This is a genomic window from Micrococcaceae bacterium Sec5.1, assembly GCA_039636795.1.
Lineage (GTDB): Bacteria > Actinomycetota > Actinomycetes > Actinomycetales > Micrococcaceae > Arthrobacter.
Genome location: CP143430.1, coordinates 1,512,689 through 1,535,391 on the forward strand (window position 1 = coordinate 1,512,689; position 22,703 = coordinate 1,535,391).

20 protein-coding genes are annotated in these 22,703 nt (G+C 63.2%); 5 read left to right on the plus strand and 15 right to left on the minus strand.

Going from position 1 to position 22,703, the window contains the following annotated elements; genetic code table 11:
- The first annotated feature begins 2 nt into the window (after window positions 1-2).
- Window positions 3-1,145: a glycosyltransferase family 4 protein gene (locus tag VUN82_07080; GenBank protein XAS73589.1), complete on the plus strand. Its 1,143-nt coding sequence runs from the start codon at window positions 3-5 to the stop codon at window positions 1,143-1,145.
- On the plus strand, window positions 1,135-1,944 hold the full coding sequence (locus tag VUN82_07085) for a PIG-L family deacetylase (protein ID XAS73590.1): 810 nt from the start codon (window positions 1,135-1,137) through the stop codon (window positions 1,942-1,944). The genes VUN82_07080 and VUN82_07085 overlap by 11 nt, the downstream gene beginning before the upstream one ends.
- 61 nt (window positions 1,945-2,005) lie before the next feature.
- Here VUN82_07085 and VUN82_07090 read toward each other — a convergent pair whose 3' ends face one another.
- From VUN82_07090 to VUN82_07140, 11 genes are all read right to left on the minus strand, one after another.
- Entirely contained in the window at window positions 2,006-2,233 is a 228-nt protein-coding gene (locus tag VUN82_07090; protein ID XAS73591.1) for a hypothetical protein, read from the minus strand.
- Between the two features lie 52 nt (window positions 2,234-2,285).
- The gene (gene deoC, locus VUN82_07095) at window positions 2,286-2,978 is read right to left on the minus strand and encodes a deoxyribose-phosphate aldolase (GenBank protein ID XAS73592.1); all 693 of its coding nucleotides are present in this window, start codon (window positions 2,976-2,978) and stop codon (window positions 2,286-2,288) included.
- A 127-nt stretch (window positions 2,979-3,105) separates the two neighbouring features.
- Window positions 3,106-3,966, minus strand: a complete 861-nt coding sequence (locus VUN82_07100; protein ID XAS73593.1) for an FAD-dependent oxidoreductase — start codon at window positions 3,964-3,966, stop codon at window positions 3,106-3,108.
- A gap of 160 nt (window positions 3,967-4,126) precedes the next feature.
- A complete protein-coding gene (locus VUN82_07105; GenBank protein XAS73594.1) occupies window positions 4,127-5,476 on the minus strand; it encodes a patatin-like phospholipase family protein in 1,350 nt (449 codons plus the stop codon).
- Window positions 5,473-5,955 (minus strand): hypothetical protein, encoded by a 483-nt coding sequence (locus tag VUN82_07110; protein XAS73595.1) that lies wholly within the window; start codon window positions 5,953-5,955, stop codon window positions 5,473-5,475. The genes VUN82_07105 and VUN82_07110 overlap by 4 nt, the downstream gene beginning before the upstream one ends.
- Window positions 5,952-6,434 carry a hypothetical protein gene (locus tag VUN82_07115; protein ID XAS73596.1) on the minus strand — a complete coding sequence of 161 codons (483 nt, stop codon included), beginning with the start codon at window positions 6,432-6,434 and terminating at the stop codon, window positions 5,952-5,954. Before VUN82_07115 ends, VUN82_07110 begins: the two co-directional genes overlap by 4 nt.
- Window positions 6,431-7,432 (minus strand): acetoacetate decarboxylase family protein, encoded by a 1,002-nt coding sequence (locus VUN82_07120; GenBank protein XAS73597.1) that lies wholly within the window; start codon window positions 7,430-7,432, stop codon window positions 6,431-6,433. The genes VUN82_07115 and VUN82_07120 overlap by 4 nt, the downstream gene beginning before the upstream one ends.
- Complete coding sequence (locus VUN82_07125) at window positions 7,429-8,484, minus strand: esterase (protein ID XAS73598.1); 1,056 nt, start codon at window positions 8,482-8,484, stop codon at window positions 7,429-7,431. Before VUN82_07125 ends, VUN82_07120 begins: the two co-directional genes overlap by 4 nt.
- Complete coding sequence (locus VUN82_07130; GenBank protein ID XAS73599.1) at window positions 8,481-10,502, minus strand: hypothetical protein; 2,022 nt, start codon at window positions 10,500-10,502, stop codon at window positions 8,481-8,483. Before VUN82_07130 ends, VUN82_07125 begins: the two co-directional genes overlap by 4 nt.
- Complete coding sequence (locus VUN82_07135; GenBank protein XAS73600.1) at window positions 10,499-13,225, minus strand: GMC oxidoreductase; 2,727 nt, start codon at window positions 13,223-13,225, stop codon at window positions 10,499-10,501. The genes VUN82_07130 and VUN82_07135 overlap by 4 nt, the downstream gene beginning before the upstream one ends.
- 149 nt (window positions 13,226-13,374) lie before the next feature.
- The gene (locus VUN82_07140; GenBank protein XAS73601.1) at window positions 13,375-13,800 is read right to left on the minus strand and encodes a hypothetical protein; all 426 of its coding nucleotides are present in this window, start codon (window positions 13,798-13,800) and stop codon (window positions 13,375-13,377) included.
- A gap of 101 nt (window positions 13,801-13,901) precedes the next feature.
- On the opposite strand from VUN82_07140, the gene VUN82_07145 reads away from it, so the two are divergent.
- The gene (locus VUN82_07145) at window positions 13,902-14,498 is read left to right on the plus strand and encodes a dihydrofolate reductase family protein (protein XAS73602.1); all 597 of its coding nucleotides are present in this window, start codon (window positions 13,902-13,904) and stop codon (window positions 14,496-14,498) included.
- Between the two features lie 22 nt (window positions 14,499-14,520).
- Here the strand turns inward: VUN82_07145 and VUN82_07150 are convergent, their stop codons facing one another.
- Window positions 14,521-15,537, minus strand: a complete 1,017-nt coding sequence (locus VUN82_07150; GenBank protein XAS73603.1) for a LacI family DNA-binding transcriptional regulator — start codon at window positions 15,535-15,537, stop codon at window positions 14,521-14,523.
- Between the two features lie 135 nt (window positions 15,538-15,672).
- Here VUN82_07150 and VUN82_07155 point away from each other — a divergent pair, with 135 nt between their 5' ends.
- Window positions 15,673-17,121, plus strand: a complete 1,449-nt coding sequence (locus tag VUN82_07155; protein XAS73604.1) for a sugar porter family MFS transporter — start codon at window positions 15,673-15,675, stop codon at window positions 17,119-17,121.
- Window positions 17,122-17,188: 67 nt separating this feature from the next.
- Here VUN82_07155 and VUN82_07160 read toward each other — a convergent pair whose 3' ends face one another.
- From VUN82_07160 to nirB, 3 genes are read right to left on the minus strand one after another with little or no spacing between them, the layout of a single operon-like run.
- Window positions 17,189-18,346, minus strand: a complete 1,158-nt coding sequence (locus VUN82_07160; protein ID XAS73605.1) for a uroporphyrinogen-III synthase — start codon at window positions 18,344-18,346, stop codon at window positions 17,189-17,191.
- Window positions 18,347-18,356: 10 nt separating this feature from the next.
- A complete protein-coding gene (cobA, locus tag VUN82_07165; GenBank protein ID XAS73606.1) occupies window positions 18,357-19,391 on the minus strand; it encodes a uroporphyrinogen-III C-methyltransferase in 1,035 nt (344 codons plus the stop codon).
- Window positions 19,392-19,399: 8 nt separating this feature from the next.
- A complete protein-coding gene (gene nirB, locus VUN82_07170) occupies window positions 19,400-22,045 on the minus strand; it encodes a nitrite reductase large subunit NirB (GenBank protein XAS73607.1) in 2,646 nt (881 codons plus the stop codon).
- A gap of 282 nt (window positions 22,046-22,327) precedes the next feature.
- Between nirB and nirD the strand changes: the two genes are divergently transcribed.
- Entirely contained in the window at window positions 22,328-22,696 is a 369-nt protein-coding gene (gene nirD, locus VUN82_07175) for a nitrite reductase small subunit NirD (protein ID XAS73608.1), read from the plus strand.
- Window positions 22,697-22,703: the final 7 nt, after the last annotated feature.

Consider the following 22,703-nt stretch of genomic DNA (forward strand, 5'->3'; position numbering starts at 1 on the left):
TCATGAGGGTTTTACATCTCGGGTTCGAAGACCCAGGCATGCCCGGCGCCGGTGGGGGATCAGTGAGGACACACGAGGTCGATCGTCGGCTGGTTGCCAACGGCTTCCGAATGACGGTCCTGACCACCAGATACCCCGGGTGGTCTGAACGTGTGCAGGACGGCGTTCACTACGTGCCGATCGGAATAGGCCATGGGCGGAACAGATTAGCCCGGCTCCTGGGCTACGTGCTGATGCTGCCCTTTGAGGTTCGACGGCGTCGCGGAGCCGCTGATCTGGTGGTGGAGGACTTTTTCGCGCCGTTTTCCAGCATGGCTGCGCCGCTCTGGACAAAGCGCCCCACAGTTGGCCTGGTCCAGTGGCTGCATGCGCGAGAGAAAGCACGTGAATATGGGTTGCCCTTGCATTGGGTGGAACAGTGGGGTGTTAGGCGTTACCGGCGGATGATCGCAGTGTCGCAGGGCATCGCTGACCGCTTGACGGCCATAAACCCCCACGTTCGTGTGGAGGTGATCGGTAATGGTGTGGATCCCGCAGCCTGGAAACCCGAACCCAAACCCGGACAGGACATCCTATGCATTGGGCGTTTGGAGTTCGGTGGCAAAGGTCTCGATTTGCTGCTGGCAGCATGGGAAGAATGTGCGGGCCGCGTGGATGGCCATCTCCTGATTGCAGGTGCTGGCCCTGATGAAGGAAAGCTGCGCGCCGTCATTGAAGAGAGGGGCCTTTCCAGCCGGGTACGGCTCCTTGGGTGGCTCTCCGGGGAGCAGAAATTCCAGGCAATGAGTGATGCGCGGCTTGTGGTTGTTCCCTCCAGGCAGGAGACCTTTGGGTTGGTGGCCATCGAGTCATTGGCTGTTGGAACTCCGGTCATTGCCTTCGATATCCCGTGCTTGAGGGAGATTGTCCCCGACGCCGCCGGCTGGTTGGTTCCGGCGTTCGACGTAGATGCCCTTGCTGCTGAGATAACGCGCAGATACGCACAGGACGGACTGATGGAGGCGGGAGCCCAAGGCAGGGCGTTTGCTTCAGGCTTCAATTGGGACCGGCTCGCCGAAATGCAGGCCACATCCTTTCGCAATGCAGTTGCTGAAGCAGCTCCAACCGGGCCTCATCCACAGGAAGGGCCTCCGCATGGCAATTGAATCAAAAATCGACCGATCCTTGGCAGGCGACGCTCCCTGGCTGTTCCTGTCGCCCCACCTTGATGACGCGGTTTTGTCCTGTGGTGCGCTTATTGAGGCGCAGGCGCAGGAACGGGAGATCATCGTGGCAACTGTGTTCACGGAAGCCTCCCCTGCACCGCACACCCGGGCCGCCCGCTCTTTCGTGCGTCAGTCCACGCTTGAGGATGGTGTCCAACTATTCGAGGCCCGCAAAGCAGAGGACAAGGCTGTCCTTGCTGCCATGGGCGTACAGCTCATACATCTGGGTGCCGTGGATGCCTTGTTCCGTCGTCGCCAGTTACCGCGGCTCGCCAGAGGCGCGTGGAACAAGCTCCTGCCGGAACTGACGCACCGCTACTCGACGTATAGATTCGACATCGCGCTCGGACGAATAGCGCGGGGAGATAAAACGCTTATCCGGCAACTCCAGGACGATGTTGCCGAGCTAATGGCCGTGACCAAGGCCGAACTGCTCTTCGTTCCTGTAGGTGTGGGTAGCCATGTTGACCACCTCATCACCCGCAAGGCCGGGGAGGGCCACCCTGAAAACCTGGTCCTTTACTCGGACTTTCCCTACGATTTGGTCTCGCCGCCGGATACGGCAGGGTTAGCGCGCCTTGGGTATCAACCGTGGATTTGGGAAGAAGGCTTGTCATCCAAGCACCCGCGGATCAGGCAGTACTCCACACAAGCAAATGGGTTGTTCCCCAGCGGTGTAATTCCCATCAAAGCGGAAACCTACTTTGTCCCGCATCCTTCCCGAAGCTCAAGCAGTTAAGCCCGCCCCAAAAGCAATGGCCCAGGCGTTAGCCCGGGCCATTGAAAAACTGCGTGAACGTTTAGCTTTCGCCAGCTGAGTCCGAGCGGCCAAGGATGGTCTGCGGAATCCAGAATGCGAGGGCGAACAGGCCCAGGCAGACGGCCATCGGCCACGGGTTATCCAGGCTGAGGAAGGACAGGGAGTAGATAGCGCCCAGGAAGAGCACGATCATGACCACGAACAGGACAATGCTTGTGCCGAGGTTGTTCTCTTTTTCAATGGGGGCGCTTGTTGCGTTCTTGGACATTCATTCCTCCTCGGCCCCGCAGGGCTCAAAATCTGTGGCGGTTGCGGATGCCTCAGTAATCCGATGAACCCTGTTCACCTTTGACAATGGCTATTCCGGAACTCGCTCCGATACGTGTTGCACCAGCAGCAATCATAGCCTGTGCGTCAGCCAGGGACCGCACTCCGCCTGACGCCTTGACCCCAACATCAGGTCCGACGGTCTTGCGCATCAAGGCAACGTCTTCAAGGGTTGCTCCGCCGCCGTTGAAACCAGTGGAGGTCTTGACGAAGTCAGCCCCTGCCTCCACGGCTGATTCGCAGGCAATGACCTTCTGTTCATCGGTCAACATGGACGTCTCGATGATGACCTTCAGGATCGCTTCGCCGGCGTGGACAGCTTCGGCGACGGCGGTGATGTCATCCACCAAGGCACCCTTGTCATTCGCGCGGGCGGCCGCCATGTTGATCACCATGTCGATCTCATCGGCGCCATCCAACACTGCACCGCGGGCTTCGAATGCCTTGACGTCACTGGGTGTGGCGCCCAGCGGGAACCCAATAACGGAGCAGGTCAAGACTCCGGATCCTTTGAGGGCCTTGGTGACGGTCTTGACCCAGATCGGATTGACGCAGACGGACTTGAATTTGTACTCGACGGCCTCGGCGCAAACCTTCAAAACCTCGGCCTCGCTGGCCTCCGGCTTCAACAGTGTGTGGTCGATGTACGAGGCGATGCTTGCAGGCGCGACGGCTTCGTTGCTCATGGGATCCTTCCGTGCCGGGCGTGGCCGGCCCGATGGCCGCAGGGTTGTCACTGCCCGTCAAAGGACCATCTTGCCATATGGTCCGGGTGCCGGTTGGGGTTGTCCACAATGGCAAGAGAAGCAGCAGTCAGGCCGCCATCGCGGCCTGCTGGTTGCTGCCCCATGCGCCCAACAGCATCCCCGAGGCGCACAGCATCGCGGAGGACTCGGCAGAAAGGAGAAGACCCAGTCGGAGGCCGTCGCAGGAAGCCGCGTCGCCAATCGCCCAAATGCCGGGGACGGACGTGGTGAGGTCGCGCCCTACTGCGATCCCGCCGTCGGAGGCAATCAGGAGACCTGCGCTTTCGGCAAGCTCGCTGCGCGCGATACGTTCCTCGGCGAGGACCACGAGGTCGCCGTTCATGCTGCTGCCGTCTTCGAACAGGATGCCGGTCGCCGCTGGCGTGGAACCTGAGGTGGAACGAACGACGGCGGCTGGCCGGAGGGTGGTGCGGACGGGACGGACACCGCGGGCCCGGAGCACGGCCTCTGCCTGGCCCGCTGCGGGGCCATTGCCCACGAGGATTCCCAGCGGGCGCCGGCCGACGATCCTGGTGACGTCCTTGATTGCTTCACCGATGTCCGCGGCGTCATCGATGGTGGAGTAGCTCAGACCGTCTTCGGCCCCGGCGACCGGCGGAAGGCTTGGAGCTGAACCCGTGGCGATCACGAGTTGGTCGTAGGAGAACTCCATGCCGTCCACGGTGGTGACGATCTTTGCTGCCGCGTCAATGAAGCTTGCCGGCTGCCCGAACCGGACCGAGACCTGCGGCAGTTCTGCCAGTTCCAGGAGCGCCTCCGGGCATTCGTCGCGATTGCTGAGCACGGTGACGGTGCCATCGAAGGGGCGTTGCCGGGAAGCTGAACCGCTGCCGGCCAGCCGCCGCACCAAAGCCTGGGCTGCGGGACCTGCGCCTGCAATGACGATGTGAACGGGTGTGGAGGACATGTTTGGCCCTTTCGCTGGCGTGACCTGTTGATCATCAGCGTAGGGTGCCGGTTTTTCGCGGGTGTTTCCCCCTTGTTGCCATCTTTTGCAGATCGGTAGCGCGCTGTTTACCAGCCGGTAATAACGTGGATCACAGCGGAGTTAGCGATCACAGTGGAGTTCAGTACCGTGCGAGCAACTCCCGAAAACCGTTGGCGGCGAAGCTGGCCACGGCCTCTGCCCGGTCAACGAAGCCATGGGCACCCACTGGCTCCACCGAGGCCAGAAGTCCCGCGGCGTCGGCCAGGCTCATGGTCAGGCTTCCCGCCGGCAACCCGTCCACTTGCAATACTGCCTGGCGCGAGTCGGTCCAGGCATCCGGACCGGGATCGTCCCGCAAGGTGCGGGTCAGGGACACGTCCTGCCACCCGCCGTCGAGCCTGATCCGGGCACGGTACGTGACGTCGTGGCCTTCCGTTTCAACGCGCCCATCCGAGAAAAAGACGCGACCGTCGAAGAGCGGGTGCTCCAGGAATCCCGTGAACTGTGGGGGCACAGTGGACCCGGCCGTGGGCAGCATGACGGTGGCCTTGAACGTCAGGGGTGAGCCGTCCAAGTCTCCGCGCAAAGTGTCGTTGAAACGGACGCCGGCAGCCGGTTCTGTCATGGCGGTGCAATTGGCGTCCTTTGGAACGCCGGCTGGCGTCATGGTATCCAGGTACGCCCGGGCGTCCCGGTATCCCATGCCGATCAGGGTATCGGCGTCGATCCTTCCCAGATAGAACTCGGGATCGAGCGGGAGCGGATGCTCAGGACGCACCACATGCAGCACAAACTCGCGTCCAGCCGCGCTCGCAGCCTCGAAATCAGCAAGGAGGGCTCCCATGGCGCTCATTTCGATCATGTGCACGTACTGCTCCAAGGGCCCGTCACCCCAATAGGGCGAGTTGCCGATGCACCAAATCAGCCATACTTCCTCCGCTCCCCGACGCAGGGCTTCGGCTACATTGGCGTCGCGCATCCAGACGGCGTCCGTCCAGATCTTCCCGTCCCGGCGCAGCGGTGTCAGGAAGATGGGCAGAGACATTCCCGCGGCCATAAGCTCCGCGTCGATGGCGGTGGCATCGATGGCGTGGCAGCGCTTTTCAGTGAATTCCACGACGTTGAAGGAACCTTCGACGGCGCCCGGTTCCGCCGCGCGGCCCCGGATAGTCGCATCATTAATCCCGAGTGCGGGAAAGACCTTGTTCAGGATCCCGTCCGCATCCCCAATAGCTGGCAGCGCCCACGGGCCCTTGAGGTAGTCACCGATCGGCAGCGCCGAGCCGAAGTCCTTCACGTTCACGCTGGACCAGCGGGTGCACATTTCTTCCGGCGACACCCCGGACAGCAGCATCCCCGCCGTCAGGATCCCGCCGGAGCTGCCGTCAACATGGTGAAACTCCAGGCCTTCCTCGGCGAGCGCACGCATGACGCCGGCCTGCCAGGCCACGCGCATTCCGCCGCCGGCGAGCACCAGTGACCTTTTCACAGCGCGCTTCCTCCGGTCATGCCCCCACTGATCCTGCGCCAATAGACGAACAGGAGTACCGCCGTCGCGAGGTCAAAGAAGGCCACCAGCAGCGCGATGGGTGAGAAGACGCCGTTCAGTACCCCGATTCCGACGGCGCCGAATGCGCCGGCTTTCTGCAGTCCGGACCAGAGCACCACCTCGGGGGAGGGTGCGGCGTTGAGCAGGGTGTGGAGGAGCAGTCCGCCAACCACCACCATGAACATGCCCACTGTGCCGAACAGTTGCCGCATTCCAGGGGTGGGGTCGGCGCCGATCAAGGGCAATATTTGTCCGCCAAACGGGACCTGCACGGCACCGGTCAGGACCGTGATGATGGCGATCGCTGCGAGGATGGCGCGCAGTGGATCGGCGGTGGCCCAGGCCAGCAAGCCGGGGCGTCGCGCTTGGTGGTGAGGCTGGGAGTGGGGTGTGGGTTGTGCCGGCTGATGGGCGGTCATGCGAAGGACTCCAGCAGGCGTCCGCGGTCCACGAGCAGCCACACCATGGAGGCCCAGGTCAGCGTGGAGACGTAGAAGCGGATGTCGTTGAGCATCATCCAGCGCTTCAGCAGGGTGCGGAGTTCGGCGTCGTCCGCGAAGTCGCCGCCGCGGATGCGCTTGTTGATGGGGATGATGATGCCTTGGCCCACCCAGGTCAGGACGATGATTCCCAGCAGGCAGATGATGGCTGGGATGACACGGATGGTGCCCCACTCGGACCAGACCAGGATGCCGCCTGAAATGAACATAATGGGCACCACGACCGTGAAGAACTTGGTTGCTGCGCGCGTGGGGATGCCGAAGTGCATGTCGACGTTCTCACGGGCCAGCGAGCGCCATGTGGGGTACAGGAAGAATTTGAGGACCCACATGGTGCCCACATACATCGTGGCGCCGAACAGGAAGTAGAGCGCGTTGATGAGCAGTAGCCAGTTCATTGGAGGCTTCCCGGAGTAGCGCGGGGTACGGCGCCGGAGTCTCGTGCCGTGCCCATTGGCGCCGTCCCTGCGATCCTGCTCCGGTCCGGCGGGGTCAGCCATTCCTGGCCCTGGCCCAGGTTCACGACGCTGTCCAGCATGTCGCCTCCTCGAAGGGCTGCAGCAGCGGATTCGGTAGGTGCCGTGAGGAACCAGGCTTCGTAATGATCGTCAAGAACACCGTGGGCTTGCGGCAGCCAGGCGGTGAACACGGGTTTGCTTTCCACCTGCAGATTCTTCAAAGGCTCGACGCCGGGCGCGTCACCGAGGATGAGGCGTGCCTTGGCCTGTGCTCCGAGTGTGATGTCTCCGGTAGCTTCGAAGTAGATGTCCGATTTCCAGAGCATGTTCCGGAATACGCAGTAGTTCGACGCAGCAAGCTTCAGTGGCAGCCCAAGTGGGTCGGGACGCTCGATTTCGATGTAGCAACCGAGTTGGCCATCTTTGTCGTACTGTGCTGACACTGTGGAGTCAGTGACGACGAAGTCCAGGTTGGCCTGGTGCTTCGGCATGCCCCAGATTCCCTTGCCACCCTTGACGGAAACCTCCGAACTGACGGGCAGGTCCACCACGAACTGCCCCAGCTTGAAGGTTTTCTGGAAGATCAGCGGGAGGATGGGCGGGGCCGGCCTGCTGCCGTGGGTGATGGCGATGGCCAGTGAGTATTCGATGTACTTGCCGATGTCCGTGGACTTGTAATTGACCACGGTGACCACCAGCAGCCCTTTGCCGCCCAGGCTGAAGGGCCTCATCTCGGTGCCGGGGAGTGCGGCCGCTGCGGCTTTCTTGTTGATGGGGAAGGCCGCCATGAGCACCGGGGAGTCGTCGGAATTGACCGGCATGACGTACTTGATGCCGTCGGCCAGTGCGTGCTGGCCGCGGAGGCGTTCCTGGCGTCGGGGAACCGGGGACGGCATGAGCTTGAGCAGGGGGGTAACCAGTTCGGTGAGTGTTTTCATGACCTTGGCTCCTTGGTTTTGTTGAGCTCCTCCACGATGATCGGGAAGGTGTCCTGCCAGGCATGCTGACCGAAGAAGACGTCCAGATGTCCGTAGCCGGGGATGAGGTGGAGCGAGTCCTTCCCGGGCCGGTGCTTTTGGAAGAAGTCGAAGGTGCGTTGCTGGCTTTCGGGAAGGAAACAGAGGTTGTCCAGCCCGGCGATGAACGCGAACCGCGCATCGGTTTGGGGAGCCTCGGCCACAAAGTTCTCCGGCAGTTCCGGATGGTTTCCGGCAGCTACCATGTGCCCGGCTTTGATGCTGCGGCCCATCTCCTCGAAGAACGTCACCGGGACCTCGGCGAACTCGCCGCTGAGCCATTGATGAGTGGCGTCGTCGAGGTTTTCGTGGGCCCAGAGCGCCGGGCGGCCGCTGCCGTAGGTGAAGCTGACCATCTTGCAGACGATGTTGTCGCACTCGCGGTGGGTGGCCTTGACGAGGCCTCGGATGGCCCGCGTGAAGTAGCCCTGCGATTTATAGCCCCATGCCGGGGACAGGTAAGGGGTGAAGATCTTGACCACGGGCGTCAGGTAGTCGATCTTGAGCCGCGAGAACGCAGGCACCACGGGATGCAGGGACACCGCGTTGGAGACGATGGTGTCCACTTGGGGCAGGAGACCGGCCACGGCGGACATGGTGAACGACGTCGATCCCTGGCAGTGGATGACAGCCTTCATCGTGTCCGCTCCAGTCGCATTCAGCACATGCTCGACGGCGGCAGGGTGGTCGTACACGGCGGCGTCGGCGAGCGTCCAGGACAAGGGATCGAGATCGATGGATGCCCTCCAGTTCAGCATCCACACGTCCCATCCGTCTCCCAACAGGACGTCCACAATGGTGGTCCGGACCGGTGGCCTGAACAACTCCGCCCGCACGCCGGACCCATGGACCAGCATGACCGGCCCTTTCGTCACCTCCACCGCCGACGTCACATGGACAAGGCTCAAAGGGGTGTTGTCCCGGGCACGGAACGGGATGACCTCGGTCCGGTGCTCGGCACGGGTGATGATCATGGTGCGGTTCCTTTCCGCGTGATGGTGATGGGTTCTTCAAGCAGCCGTACGCCGGGCAGGCCGGGTTCCGGGACCAGCCGCGCGCCGTCGTCGTTCTGTACCAGCTGCCAATCGCGGCAGACTGTGTCCACCACAAGCGGGTAGACAGTGAGGTTGCCGTCAGCGGCGAGGTGGAGGCGGAGGAATCCTTTATGGTCTTCGATGGATTGCCCGGACATTTTCCAGGTAGAGACTTCACCGGTTGGCGTCGCCAGGATGAACAGCGCGAAGGCCTCACTGCCAAGCGCCCAGCCACCCAGATACACCACCGCGAGCGCCAGCAGCAGAATCACGACGTCGGGCCAGCCGGCCGGCCAGGGAAGCAGGATCACGACGGCGGCACTCACCGCAAGGGCGGACAGCTGGTAGAGCGCGCCGCGGGTGAAGACCACGATTCCTGCCTTCGCCAGCCCAAGCAGCCGTGCCGCTAGTGAGAGGACTGCGAGCAGGAGTGGCATCGCAAGGATCAAGATGACGATGAGGAGCAGGGTGTTTCCGTGGGTCAGGCTGCGGAGGCTGTCCACGAACGATTCCCCGCGGAATGCGCTGAAGACTGTCCAGAGCGTTAGTGCAGCGATGACGTGGACAATGCCCAGGGACAAACCGAAGCCAGGGTTGCGGATGGGAAGCCAGTATTGCGAGAAGGGGTTCGCAAGCCTCGGACCGAGCAACTGGGAGTCGGCCTGATCCGGGTAGAGGGTGGGCATGCGGGTGAAGTGCCGGGTAGGTGCTTCTTCGTGGTCGCCGTGAGGGTTTCCGGCTTGGGTGACGCTGGAGGACATGCCCGGTGCGTTTTCGTGGCAGGGAAGGGTGAGGTGTTCCGGGAGCCAATGGGCATCTGAAAGGTAGGCGCCGCCCAGGCCGCAGGTGATCATTTGCGTTCTCGTTGAGTCCGGTGGGAGGTTTTGGGCGCCCGGTCTGTCAGGGCCCGGTTCCTCCGTCGGCGTTCGTTCCTCGTAGCGGGAATAGTGGTGCAGGTCGCCGGTGAGCCACAGCCGGACGTTTGCGCCCGTGGCCTCGAACAGGCCGGTCTCGGGATTGAACCGACGACGAAGGTAGTCCTGCTCAAAAAAGTTGACCTGCCTGAACTCGTTCGGCCCCGGGTGCTCGGCGTCAACCCAAAAGGGAGCCGCCACGCACAGGATGATGGCGTCCCCTGGTTGGAGTTGGAGCGTGACGTTCCGGTAGAAGTAATCCAGTTGTGGTTCGTCGATGTACTGTCCCAGCTGGCTGTCCAGGCCCAGGAGCCACCAGCCCGGCGTACCGTCCTGTGATCCATCGGGACCCTGGGTGCCCGATTGTCCGGTGAGTCGGACCGCGAAGTAGCTGCGCGTCTGGATGGTCCGCCAGCCCCCGATGCTTCGTTGCCGGGTGAACATCCGGATGAACGAGGTCAGGCCGTCGTACCAGTCGTGGTTGCCGGGGAGTGCGAGCATGATGGGTGTGGGATTGTGCTTGGTGGGCAGCGCCATCCGGTATGGTCCTGCCATCCGGTTCTCGTAGGCAGCCGGTGAGGCGACGGGGTAGACCTCATCACCCCCGAGGACCAGCACGCTTCCGCGGGGGAGCTCATGGCCCTGAACGGTTACCTTGTCCTGGGCGAGCAGCATTGCGACGGAGTAGGTCGCGTCGAAGCCGTCGCCAAGATCTGCGGTGTAATCGAGCCACAGATCAGCGGGGCTCAAGGGCTCGTCGGGCTTTGTGGTGCGGGATGCCTCAAGCTCTCCGGGGGTTGGAAGCCCGCGGCTCGTGACCGGCGGCTGGGCTGGTTGGCCGGGGACCGGGAGTTTATCCAGGCGCAATTGATCGGCAGGGAAGCTCCCCTCGAGTTCCCTCTTGTCACCGAAGTCCGCGAACACAGTAGCCGCCATGACTTTCAATGCCGTCCGTGCCAGCGACATCGGCGAGAGCCAGCGAACCGCTGCCTGGGGAGTGAAGCCCAGGACAGTACGGTGCTTCGCAAGCTCCCAGCTCTTCATCTGCGTGGCCGTCGCAGTGGTCTCCGGACCGGGAACGGGACCCGTTTGAGGCCCCGCCCGTAGACCTCCCACAACTCACCGGCGAACAATTTCATGAAGGACGCCAAACCCGCGGCCGGTGCCGGGCCCTCGGCACGGAACGTGGTCAGTTGCTTGGCGAAGTCCAAGGGGCGGATGTACAGAATGCCGGCACCGAAGACATCCTCCTGGCCTGGCTCCTGCCCGCCTGGCTCATCAACGTCAACTGCTTCCGACGGCGGAACATGGCCTCGCAGGATCGTGGCGTACAGCGTGGTCGTGTCCTGCCAAATATCCAGCCCGGCCTCGTTATGGATCAGCTTGTACCCGGTGAACGTGAACGGCGTTCCGCCCGGGTCCCGCAGCCACAACCGGTAGAGCATGCGCCTGGCTGGCCTGCCGTCGTCGGAAACGTCCTCCACAAAGAGATTGAACCAGCCACGCTCCACCGGCATCCGGCCACCGAAATAGTCTGCGAGGACATACCCCTCGGCCTTCGCCGGGTGGCTCGGATCCTCAACGAACGCGTCCATGTCCTCGGCAGTAATCGTCAGCTCGAACATGATCCCGCGGCCCCGGTCCCTGCCCAGGCTTCGACCCTTCTCCGGATCACTGAGACCGGGACTGAACCAGCCGTGCATCTGCTCGGTGAAACGCACCGAGGTGGTGGCGTCTGTCGCAGCGGCTTCCGCGTCCAGGGTTGCCTGGTCCGGGTGTGACTGCAGCCCCAAACCACGAGTCCCTGCACCCGTCGTGGCAGGTGCGCCCTCGGTGGCGGCGCTCGCAGGCCGCTCCTCCCGCGCGCCCTTGCCCTTGGTAGCGTCAGGCGCCAATTCGCGCGGAGCCGAAGCGTCGAGGTCGTTGGCCCGGCTGTCAGCGCCAGCCGAGTCATCACTGGCCAGGTCGTCACTTCCAGCAGCGTCGGCGGGGGTAATTCCCCTGTGCCCGGCACCCTGGGCGTTCTCCAGGATGTGGTGGCACGCGCGTTCGGCAAAAGCGGAAATGGTCAGCGAAGGGTTGGCACCCACGGGGCCAGACATGGCTGCCCCATCCATCACGAACAGGCCGGGATAACCGAACACCTCGCCGTAGGAGTCGCACACCGCCTCGCCAGGGTGGCGGCCCGATGGTGCCCCGCCGATGGGGTGCACCGTGATGACACGTTTGGCCCACCACAGCGGGTTGTCTACGAAATCTCCGTCGAGGTCCTTGGCGATCTCGGACATTGTTCCGCGGACGCGTCCGAAGTAGTCCTTGGACGTGGCCATGGTCCATGCAATGGCGAGTCTTCCGTCGCGAAGGGTCATGACGCCGTCGGGGATGTCCCGGCCCATTCCCAGCAGCGGCACGGAACTGGAGGAGAGGCGCCCGTCACCCAGTGCGGCGGCGAGGTCGGCGGAGACGTTCGAGCGGCCGGCGTCGAACAGCCTGTCCATCAGCAGTTGGCGGGCAACTTTGGCCGTTCGTTTGACGGTGGTGCTGAGTTGGGCGGTCTCCATGAGCCAGTTCATGAAGGCGGGATACCCGGCGTCCTCCACGTAGTAGCCGCGACCATCGCCGTCGTCGTCGTTGGAATCGGGGATCCTGATCGCGGTGGTGATGACGGGTCCGCGGCTGCCGGTGAGTGTTCGCACTCCGGGTGGGGATCCGTTGGCGGCCGGTGTCTTGGCGTCCATGACGAACGTGAGGAGATCGCCGTTGCCGCTGAAGCGGGTGCCTAAGGCGTCGCTGAGGGCGGGCAGGGAGCTTCGGTTGCGCAGGAGCAGGAAGTTGGTGCCGAACGTGCCGGCGCCGAGGATGAGGCGGCGGCAGTGAATGATCCGCTCTTTCAGGAGTTCGCCTTGGCGCTCGGGATCGTGCACCACGTAACGGACCTCGTAGCCTCCCCTCGCAAGTGGCCTGATCCCGCGGACATCGTGGAATGTGCGGATGTCCGCGCCCTTGGCAGCCGCTGCGGAGATGTAGTTGTGGTCCAGCGTGTTCTTGGCGCCCGCGTTGCAGCCGATGTCGCATTCACCGCTGAGGGTACAGGTGGTCCGCACAGTGTCAGGGCCGTGGATGCTGCCGTAGTCGGGGAGGGGGAGCGGCCTGTTGGTTTGGGGATCTTTCTTAGGATCCGTGGAGAACGTGACGGCGATGGGCGGCCTGCTGATGGGCAGCCGCAGCGTTGCAGCCGTCTTCTCCATGGCCATGGTTTTCGGCGTGTCGTTGTACGGATAACGGACCGGTTTGAGCATGCCTTCTGCGGTTTTGTAGTACGGGTCAAGGTCCGCCCGTGTGAAAGGCCAATTCTCGTAACCGCCGCCGGGGATGGGGGATTCGTTGACGAACCATTTTTCGTCCTTGCGCAGGAGGACGTTGGCATAGATCAGTGAACCGCCGCCCAGGCCGCTGGATACCAACCCCTCCGTGCCCCGGAATGTCCACGCATCGAAGAGCCCGTACAGTCCGCGATCCGGGTCCCAGAAATTCCTGCCCATCTCGGCTGGCGAACGCGCGAAACTACCTGGAGGATAGGGCTTGCCACGTTCCATGAGCACCACGGATTGTCCGGCCTCGGCCAAGCGGAGGGCAGCCACCGAACCGCCGAATCCGGAACCGACCACTACGGCGTCAACTTTTTCGATGCCTGGACTGTGGCGCGCCGGATCGGGCGCCGGTTCCGCACCAGTATTCCCGCTGTTCCCGGTCCCCAGACGACCCATGGCCGTTCCTCTCAGAGGAAAGCTGACCTGAAGGCAGCCCCGGCGTGACCGGGCGATGCCTCCGGACTATCGCCCTTATGTTCCCACCGGGCCGGGGATCTGTCCATGAGGTGGAGTTATCCCGTTGATCCGGCTTGACTGGTTGGATGTCACGCGATGTTCCGTGTGTACACGAGGTCGAAGTCGTGCTCAAGCGGTCCGCCTGGGTAGGTTCCCCGCTCCCATCGGCCCGTGATGGTGTTCCCGTCCTCGCTGATGCGTCCGATGTAGCGTTGCGGCCAATCGGGTCCATCCCGGAAAAGGGTCCACACGTTCTCTTCCAGGGTCATGTCCAGGATGCGGGCGACGCCCCGGGAATCGAAGTAATGCTGCTGAAGTGCGCCGTCGGATCCAGTAGCGCCGATGGTGCAAATAGCATTCGGGAATTCCGGCCTCTCAACAGTGGAGCGCTGGATGAGGAATCCGCCACCGTGCAGCCATTCGAACGTTGTCCGACCCACCGCGTCCATGCCGGGGGCAGTGGTCTCCCATTGGCCGACCAGGATGTTGAGTCGCTCTATCAGCACGGATGTCATGTGGTCCTCCTGAGATGTGTAGCCCTAGTTTCCGCCGTAGGTGGCCGATTTGGCGAGGGCTGCCCTGGTTGGCGAAGGTTGCCCAGTGGCATGATGGGCGAATGAGCCAAGTGACGTGCGATTTGACCATCTCCCTGGACGGCTTCGTTGCCGGTCCGAACCAGCGGATGTCGGAGCCCTTGGGCGACGGCGGAGAGCTTCTGCACCGATGGATGTTTGAAGAGCCCGAAGCCAACGCGGCCCAGGTTGAGGAAATCCTCGCCGCCGGCGCCTTCATCATGGGGCGGAATATGTTTGCGGGACCGGGCCCAGACATGTGGGACAAGGAATGGCGTGGGTGGTGGGGTGAAGAACCGCCATATCACGCGCCGGTTTTCGTTCTGACACACCATCAGCATGAGCCGCTGGAGATGCAGGGCGGCACCACGTTCCATTTCGTGAACGACGGGATCGAATCCGCGCTTGCACAGGCGCGGGAGGCCGCAGGCAGCAAAGACGTGGCCATCGCTGGCGGAGCCCAGACGGCCCGGCAGTACATCCAAGCTGGGTTGATGGACGAGCTACGGCTCCACATTTCGCCCATGACTCTTGGTGGTGGCGAGCGGTTGCTGGACGGCGTGGGGAGTCTCAAGCTTGAGCCTACGGAAGTGGCCGGCACCAAGCTCGTCACCCACGTTCGGTACCACCTGCCCCGGTAAACGAACCTGCCGGTAAACGAACCTACCCCGCGCGCCTGACCGGGCCCGTGGAGTTGCGCACCACCAATTGCGGCATGAGGCGTTCGTCGGCGATGGGGGCGTCCGGATTATTGAGCCGTTCCAGGGCTACTGTCCCGGCGGTCCGACCCAATTCAACAGCATGCAAGTCCACGGACGTGAGGTCGATGCCGTGCAGGTGGGCGGTCCTTGTGTTGTCATAGCCCACAAGGGACAAATCTTCGGGAATCGAGAGTCCCAGTGCGTAGGCGGCTTCGCGAACGCCAAGCGCCAACTGGTCGTTGTGGGTGAAAATCGCAGTCGGCCGGTCGGAATTATTCAGCATCTGCGCGGCGGCGCGCTGTCCTGCATCCGGTGTGAAGTCCTCTGCTGCCACCGTCTGCGGTGAGAGCCCGGCGTCGCGCATTGTCTGCTCGTAACTCTGGCGGCGGACGACGTGGCCGTCGTAGACCGGGCCAGAGAGATGGGCGATGCGCGTATGGCCAAGTCCGAGGAGATGTTCAGTTGCCGCCCGCGCGCCCGCAAGGTCATCCGAGTACACGCTGTCCACGCCGTGCACCGGCCGCGTCACACTCACCAGGGGGACGATCCGGGCCATTTCTTGCACCCGTTCGTCTGAGTCCAGCAGCGTAGCCGCGATGATAATTCCAACACGGGCCTCAATCAGGGACTCCAGCGCACCCGGATCCACGCCGTCCACGGACCGCGAAACGCTTAAGATGAGCCGGTTACTGTCTTGGGGTAGCGCGGTGCGGACACCGCTGAGGACATCAGCGTAGATCTCGTTGCGGATGTCCAGCAGATAAAGCCCGACGGCGGAACGGTGCTTGCGTGCCAAATCGGCGGCCACGGCGTTTGGCCGGTACCCGAGACGCTTGGCTGCCTCGAAGATGGCCTGCTTTGTCTCGTGGCTGACACCGGGTGCGCCGCGGAAGGCGAAAGACACCAAGGTCCGGGAAACGCCCACTTCGCGCGCGACGTCGCTTTGCGTGGCGGGGCGGTGCTGAGAATCGGGAGCCATAGTTCATCCTCCCACGGGGAAAAGAATGAAAATTCGTCATTTGTTAGTTTGACCTTACATTTAAGCCTTTCGCGCGTTAGTCTGTACTTCAGGGCAGGCGACTATGGCCTGCAACACACCGACAAAGGAGTCCTGATGTCTGCTACGCAAACGCAGAGCAAAGGAACCGGCAATGCTGCCCTTCCGCCGCTAACCAATGGCCCGCATCGTAAGCGCTTGGGGCTTGTTGCCCTGGTGGCTACATTCGGCGGCCTGCTGTTCGGCTACGACACTGGTGTCATCAACGGCGCACTGAGGCCAATGACGGCCGACCTCGGACTGACACCGCTGACGGAAGGGATCGTCACCAGTTCACTGTTGTTTGGGGCAGCTGCCGGAGCAGTTGGCGGCGGGCGCCTCTCGGATAGCTGGGGCCGTAGGAAGACGATCATCCTCCTGGCCGTGCTGTTCCTCATGGGTACGCTGGCCTGTGTCTCGGCGCCAAGCTTCGAGGTAATGGTCATCGGGCGCGTCATCCTGGGCCTGGCCGTTGGCGGTGCTTCCACCGTGGTGCCCGTCTTCCTTGCTGAGCTGGCTCCGTACGAAATCCGTGGTTCCCTGGCCGGGCGGAACGAACTCATGATTGTCATCGGCCAGTTGGCTGCGTTCGTTGTCAACGCCATCATCGGCAATGTCTGGGGCGAAGTGGGGGGAGTCTGGCGCATCATGCTCGCCGTTGCCGCTCTTCCCGCCATCGCACTGTTCTTTGGCATGCTGCGGATGCCGGAATCTCCACGCTGGCTCATCTCCAAGGGCAGGAACCCGGAAGCCTTGGCCGTGCTCAAGACCATTCGCTCCGAGGATCGCGCCGAGGCAGAAATGGCAGACGTCAAGCACCTGGCGGACGAAGAAAGGGCATCGAGGGCTACCTCATGGGGCGCGCTGAAGGACAAGTGGATCCTGCGCATCATTCTTGTAGGCATTGGGCTGGGCGTTGCCCAGCAGCTGACGGGCATCAACTCGATCATGTACTACGGCCAGTCCGTACTCGTTGAGGCGGGATTCACTTCCAATGCCGCGCTCGTCGCCAACATCGCGCCCGGTGTGATCGCCGTCGTCGGTGGTGTCATTGCGCTGACGCTGATGCAGCGCGTCAACCGCCGCACAACGCTGCTCCTGGGTTTCACCTTGACTACGGTCTGCCACTTCCTCATCGGGATCGCGTCGATCGTCCTTCCGGTGGGCAATGCGGCCAGGCCGTTCGTGATCCTTTTCCTGGTGGTTGCGTTCGTAGGATCGATGCAGACGTTCCTGAACATTGCGGTGTGGGTGATGCTGTCTGAGATCTTCCCGCTGCACGTCCGTGGCTTCGCCATTGGCCTGTCAGTCTTCTGCCTGTGGATCGCCAACGCCCTGCTGGGTCTCTTCTTCCCCACACTTGTTGCCGGGATGGGGATCACGGGAACGTTCTTCCTCTTTGGTGTTGTGGGCATCTTCGCCTTGGTGTTTATCTACACCCAGGTCCCCGAAACCCGTGGGCGTACGCTGGAGGCTCTCGAAGAGGACGTGACCACCGGCGCCATCTACCTGGTGCACAAGAGCTAGTCACTTTCCCAAAAACGTCAGAAGGGAGCGACGCTCAAGGCGTCGCTCCCTTCTGATGGTAGGGAACCTAAGCCCGCAGCCGGTACCCGCGCTTCACGACGGTTTCCACGAGCTTGCCGTCCGGAAGCGAGGAACGCAGCCGGCTGACGGTCATGTCCAGGGCGTGTACGGAACCACGCAGGTCCAGGAGATCCGAGAGCGCTTCACGGGACAGCACCGCACCACCGGCGCCGAGCAGGGCCCGGAGCAGCAGGAGCGGGGCTGGCGCAAGATCAATCACTTCGCCGTTGATCCGCAGGCAGCGCCCGCGAAGTTCGATGGTGGCGCTCTTGGTTTCCAGGCGGCGCACGTGGTTCAAGGACAGGTGCTCCGTCACCAGGCGAATCAGTGCGCCCATGCGGTAACGGTCGGGAATGAGTGGCGTCAGCCCGGCGTCGACCAGTGGCTGTGCGGTGACGGGCCCAACGGCGGCTACCGTCACGGGACCTTTGAGCGCTTCAATAAGCTGGCGGTACAGGCCCATCTCGTGCGCGGTGCTCCACATTGCGTCCACGGCCGGGGCGCTGGTGAAGGTCAGGACATCAAGGTTGCCGTTGCAGACGGCCTCGATCAGGCGCGGCAGCTTGTCCTCGCCGTCGGGCTTGACCCAGCGGTAGGGCGTCACCGTCAGGACCCTGGCGCCGGACATCCGCAGCCGCTCCAGTTGGCGCACGTCGGTGTAGCCGTGCAGCTGCACAGCAACGGTCTTGCCCCGGACGCCTTCCACCAGGAGCATGTCGACGAGCGTCGCTGTGGTTTCGTCACTGCTGATTCCGACGTCGGCAAGGCCGGCCGCGCGGACGGCACCGCGGGCTTTGGGTCCCCGAACGAACATGCGGCAGGCCGAGAGTGTTTCCAGGAGTTGCTCGCCGATGCCGAAGGAGTCTGCTGCCTCGCACCAGCGGCGCATGCCGTAGGCCGTGGTGGCGATGCAGATATCAGGCTTGGCGGCGATGATGGTGCGGGTGTCCTCGATGAGGACCATGTCCTCCTGCACGGGCGCGATCTTCAAGGCCGGAGCATGGAGCACGCTCGCACCACGGCGTTCCAGGGCCTCGATGAGGTCCCTGGAACGGCGATGCGAGGTGACGCCGATGCGGAACCCGTCCAGCGGCGCTTCGGTAGCTTCTGAAACGTCCGTGGCGGTTGTGACGTCTTGGATTTCAAAGGCACGTGCAACAGTCATTGATTTACTTTCAGGCTTCAAGGAGCGAAGCCGCGAGTCGGCTCAGTTCAGCGGATGCTTCGGCATGATTACGGTTGGCTTCAGCCACCCGGACCACCTCGCCTATGACCAGCACGGCCGGGTTGCTGCAGCCGGTGGCTGCCGTTTCGATCGTACCCAGATCGGCGATGGTAGTGCGCTGGCCCGGGCGGTAGCCCCGCTCCACCACGGCCATCGGCATGTCGGATTCCATGCCCGCGCGGCGCAGGCCGGCGGCAAGCTGCGGGAGGGTTCCGATGCCCATGAGGACAACGATCGTGCCGCCGAGTCCTGCCAGGTGCGTGTGTTCCTTCTCCGTCAGGGGAGCGTGTCCGGAAACCACGGTGAACATGTGGCTGACCTCGCGGTGCGTTACCGGAATCCCGGCTGCGGCCGGAACGGAGATAGCGCTGGTGACGCCGGAAATCACGCGGACCGGAACGCCGGCGGCAACACAGGCGGCCACTTCTTCGCCGCCGCGGCCGAAGACGTAAGGGTCGCCGCCCTTGAGCCGGACCACATTCTTGCCCAGGAGGGCGGCTTCCACCATGAGTTTTTCGATGTCACGCTGGGTGACCTTGTGGTGCCCGGGCTGCTTTCCAACGTCCACCAACTCGCCGGACGTCAAGTCGGCCAGCTCCTGGTACGGGGCGAGGCGATCGTAAAACACGACGTCGGCATCGCGCAGGGCGTCCACCGCACCAACCGTGAGGAGATCCAAGGCGCCAGGTCCGCCTCCCACCAGGGTTACATGGCCCTCGTTGCCTGGTGCGGGCTCGAAGGCAACCGGAATCCCGGCGCCGCCGCAGCGTTCCACCAACGGCTCCCAGCCCGTGTCGCCGTCGTCCACCACTGCTACCAGGAACGGACGTTCCGGCAGCGGACCGTCGCCGGGTGCGCCGGCAGGCGTGCTGAGACGGAACACCTTGGCCCCGGCAGCCTGGTAGCGTCGAACCGCTTGGCGGGCGGCCTTTTCGGATCCCGTGACGAGGACCTCGCGGCCTGTGAGATCAATGGTGAGCTGCATGGGTACCCCTAGTTCTCTGCGCCGACGCGTTCTGCGCCGACAGTTTCGCGGCGGACCGGGATGGTGGAGGCGATGAGCACGCCGCCCTTTTCCTCGTTCGTCGCGGGACGGATCTGGCCGCGCTCCGGAACGAAGGAGATGGACTCGTCCTTCTGGTTGGGGGCGTTGACGAAGGAACGGAAACGGCGAAGGCGCTCCGGGTCCTTCAGGGTCTCAGCCCACTCGTCCTCGTAGGTGTCGATGTGCTTGGCCATGGCGGCTTCAAGCTCTTCGGCGATGCCCAGGGAGTCGTGTACCACTACTTCCTCAACGTGCTTGATGCCGCCGTCGAGCTCTTCCTGCCAGCGCGCCGTGCGCTGCAGGCGGTCGGCGGTACGGATGTAGTACATGAGGTAGCGGTCGATGTACTTCAGGAGTGTTTCGTCATCCAGATCCTTGGCGAGCAACTGGGCGTGTGCCGGGGTGGCACCGCCGTTGCCGCCCACGTACAGGTTCCAGCCATCAGCGGTGGCAATGACGCCGACGTCCTTGCCGCGGGCTTCTGCACACTCACGGGCGCAACCGGAAACACCCATCTTCAGCTTGTGAGGGCTGCGGAGGCCGCGGTAGCGCAGCTCCAGGGCGATGGCCATGGCTACGGAATCCTGGACGCCGAAACGGCACCACGTTGATCCGACGCAGGACTTCACCGTGCGCAGGCTCTTGCCGTACGCCTGGCCGGACTCGAAGCCGGCGTCAACCAGTTCCTTCCAGATGTCCGGCAGCTGCTCCAGGCGGGCACCGAACATATCGATGCGCTGGCCACCGGTGATCTTGGTGTACAGGTTGTACTTTTCGGCGACCGCTGCAATGACACCGAGTCCCTTGGGGGTGATTTCACCACCGGCGATACGCGGAACCACCGAGTACGTGCCGTCCTTCTGCATGTTCGCCAAGGCACGGTCGTTGGTGTCCTGCAGGGAACCACGGCCGGCATCCAGGACGTAAGCGGAATGCTGGCTGGCCAGGATGGAGGCGATGGTCGGCTTGCAGATATCGCAACCGGCACCAGTGCCGTACTTGGCCATGATCTCCTCGAAGGAGGTGAGTTCCAGGACGCGGATAGCGTCGAACAACTCCTGGCGGGACAGGCTGATGTGCTCGCAGAGGGCCTTGGAAACCTCGATGCCGGACTTCTTCAGTTCGCCTTCGAGGAGCTTCTTCAACATGGGGACACAGGAACCACACTGGGTGCCGGCACGCGTGCAGCCCTTGAGCTCGCCGAGTTCCTGGACCGGAGCGTTGCCCTCGCAGGCACCGCAACCGTTGACGGTGTCGCGAATGGTTCCGGCGGACACGTTGTTGCAGGAGCACAGGATTGCATCATCCGGAAGCTCGGTTTCCGGAGCCTCGCCGCCACCGGCAGCGCTCAGGAAGGCGCCGGGTTCGGCAGGCAGTTCACGTCCCAGCAGCGGGCGCAGGCTCATGTAAGGGGAAGCGTCGCCGACGAAGATGCCGCCCAGGAGGGTCTTGGCATCGTCAGTGGTGACGATCTTCTGGTAGACGCCACGGGCGGGGTCGGCATAGACGATTTCGAGGGAGTGCTCGGTGCGGGCGAAGGCGTCACCGAAGCTCGCAACATCCACGCCGGACAACTTCAGCTTGGTGGCCGTATCGAATCCCGGGAACGTTGCCTCGCCACCGTTAAGGCGGTCTGCAACGATCTCGGCCATAGTGTTGGCGGGGGCAACGAGGCCCAGGCACATGCCTCCGAAGTTGGCCACTTCACCGATGGCCCAAATACCGTCCACCTCGGTGGCACAGAAATCGTTGATCACCACGCCCCCGCGCTGGCCAAGCGAGAAGAGCTGCTCTTCACCCTCTGCGGCGCGGAAGAGTTCATCCCGGGGCCGTACGCCGATGGCGACGATCACCATATCTGCGTCGATGGTGCGGCCGTCGGCCATGAGGACTCCGGTGACCTGGCCGTCGTCGTCGGACAACACCTCGGAAGGGAAGACGCCGCTGTGCACTTCGAAGCCCTTGGCCTTGATCAGGCGGCCCATCGCCTGGCCGGCGCCTTCATCCAGCTGGGTGGCCATAAGCCACTGCGAGCCGTCGATGACGATCGGGTTGGCGCCCAGCTGCTCCGTGCCGGCCGCGGACTCAAGGCCGAGGAGGCCTCCACCAATCGTGACCGCGTTGACCTTGCGGCCAAGCTTTTCCGTGAGGTCGGCGATGGCCTTGTTAATGGCCCAGACGTCTTCAAGCGTGCGGTAAACGTGAGTGAGCTCGTTGCCGGGAATGGGCAGGCGGGCAGCGTTTGAACCAGAAGCCACCACCAGGTGGTCGTATTCGTACTTGTTCCCTGCGGCCGTGAGGACGCTCTTGGCTGCGACATCGATCTTGACGGCGCGCTCGCCGGTCTTCAGCGTCAATGCCTCGTGGTCCCACATGGACGCCTCGCCCAACGTGAGGTCAACGTCCATTTCCGTCAATGCCTTGCTCAACGCAACGCGGTCGTAGGGGAGGTGGGCTTCTTCGGTGAGCACCGTAACCTGCCAGCCTTCAAGACCGCGGTTGTACATTGCGTCGGCGAAACGGTGGGCCGCAGGGCCGCCTCCGACGACAACGATGCGGCGCGGGTTCTCTGTACTTGAAGTGTGTCCGGTCACTGGTGGGCCTTTCGCAGATGTTGCAGACGGATCTCCGCAACTTGTGCTTCCAGCCTAGGGACGGGCAGTTTCGCTTCAGTTTCCCTTTTGTTTCGTGATCTTAACTTCTGCATCACGAACGCATTTCGCGGGGTGTGAGGTCTCTTTTACGCACCGGACACAAATGCGGACCCCCGATGAAACACCCGCGCCCTAGCTTTGAAGAGTGGCCGCAAGCGTGGCCCGGTCCGGGGGAGTGAAGGTGGAAATTGCCAGCGCCCGGACACAGTGAGAGGGGCTGAAATGACCGTAATTCTGGACCGTGCCGACGAACTGACTACTACCGCCGTTGGCGAATGGCACCGTGTGTGCCCGGTGGACGAACTCGAAGTGGCCTGGGGCGAAGCGGCACTCATCGAGGGCCGGCAGGTAGCGTTGTTCCGCATCGCACCCGGCGAAGTCTTCGCCGTCGCACAGCAGGACCCGGCCACCCTGGCCAACGTCATGGCCCGCGGCATCATCGGGTCCCGCGGCAGCCGGCCGACCATTGCGTCGCCGCTGCACAAAGAGGTTTACGACCTCGAAACCGGTGAGTGCTTCACCGATCCAGACCTCAAACTCGCAACCTTTGCCACCCGCCTTGTGGATGGCTACATCGAGGTCGAACTCTAAGAACCCG

Coding starts and splice junctions, on each gene's coding strand:
- VUN82_07080 (XAS73589.1), top strand. CDS start 3: ATGAGGGTTTTACATCTCGGGTTCGAAGACCCAGGCATGCCCGGCGCC.
- VUN82_07085 (XAS73590.1), top strand. CDS start 1,135: ATGGCAATTGAATCAAAAATCGACCGATCCTTGGCAGGCGACGCTCCC.
- VUN82_07090 (XAS73591.1), bottom strand. CDS start 2,233: ATGTCCAAGAACGCAACAAGCGCCCCCATTGAAAAAGAGAACAACCTC.
- deoC (XAS73592.1), bottom strand. CDS start 2,978: ATGAGCAACGAAGCCGTCGCGCCTGCAAGCATCGCCTCGTACATCGAC.
- VUN82_07100 (XAS73593.1), bottom strand. CDS start 3,966: ATGTCCTCCACACCCGTTCACATCGTCATTGCAGGCGCAGGTCCCGCA.
- VUN82_07110 (XAS73595.1), bottom strand. CDS start 5,955: ATGACCGCCCATCAGCCGGCACAACCCACACCCCACTCCCAGCCTCAC.
- VUN82_07115 (XAS73596.1), bottom strand. CDS start 6,434: ATGAACTGGCTACTGCTCATCAACGCGCTCTACTTCCTGTTCGGCGCC.
- VUN82_07120 (XAS73597.1), bottom strand. CDS start 7,432: ATGAAAACACTCACCGAACTGGTTACCCCCCTGCTCAAGCTCATGCCG.
- VUN82_07125 (XAS73598.1), bottom strand. CDS start 8,484: ATGATCATCACCCGTGCCGAGCACCGGACCGAGGTCATCCCGTTCCGT.
- VUN82_07130 (XAS73599.1), bottom strand. CDS start 10,502: ATGAAGAGCTGGGAGCTTGCGAAGCACCGTACTGTCCTGGGCTTCACT.
- VUN82_07135 (XAS73600.1), bottom strand. CDS start 13,225: ATGGGTCGTCTGGGGACCGGGAACAGCGGGAATACTGGTGCGGAACCG.
- VUN82_07140 (XAS73601.1), bottom strand. CDS start 13,800: ATGACATCCGTGCTGATAGAGCGACTCAACATCCTGGTCGGCCAATGG.
- VUN82_07145 (XAS73602.1), top strand. CDS start 13,902: ATGAGCCAAGTGACGTGCGATTTGACCATCTCCCTGGACGGCTTCGTT.
- VUN82_07150 (XAS73603.1), bottom strand. CDS start 15,537: ATGGCTCCCGATTCTCAGCACCGCCCCGCCACGCAAAGCGACGTCGCG.
- VUN82_07155 (XAS73604.1), top strand. CDS start 15,673: ATGTCTGCTACGCAAACGCAGAGCAAAGGAACCGGCAATGCTGCCCTT.
- VUN82_07160 (XAS73605.1), bottom strand. CDS start 18,346: ATGACTGTTGCACGTGCCTTTGAAATCCAAGACGTCACAACCGCCACG.
- cobA (XAS73606.1), bottom strand. CDS start 19,391: ATGCAGCTCACCATTGATCTCACAGGCCGCGAGGTCCTCGTCACGGGA.
- nirD (XAS73608.1), top strand. CDS start 22,328: ATGACCGTAATTCTGGACCGTGCCGACGAACTGACTACTACCGCCGTT.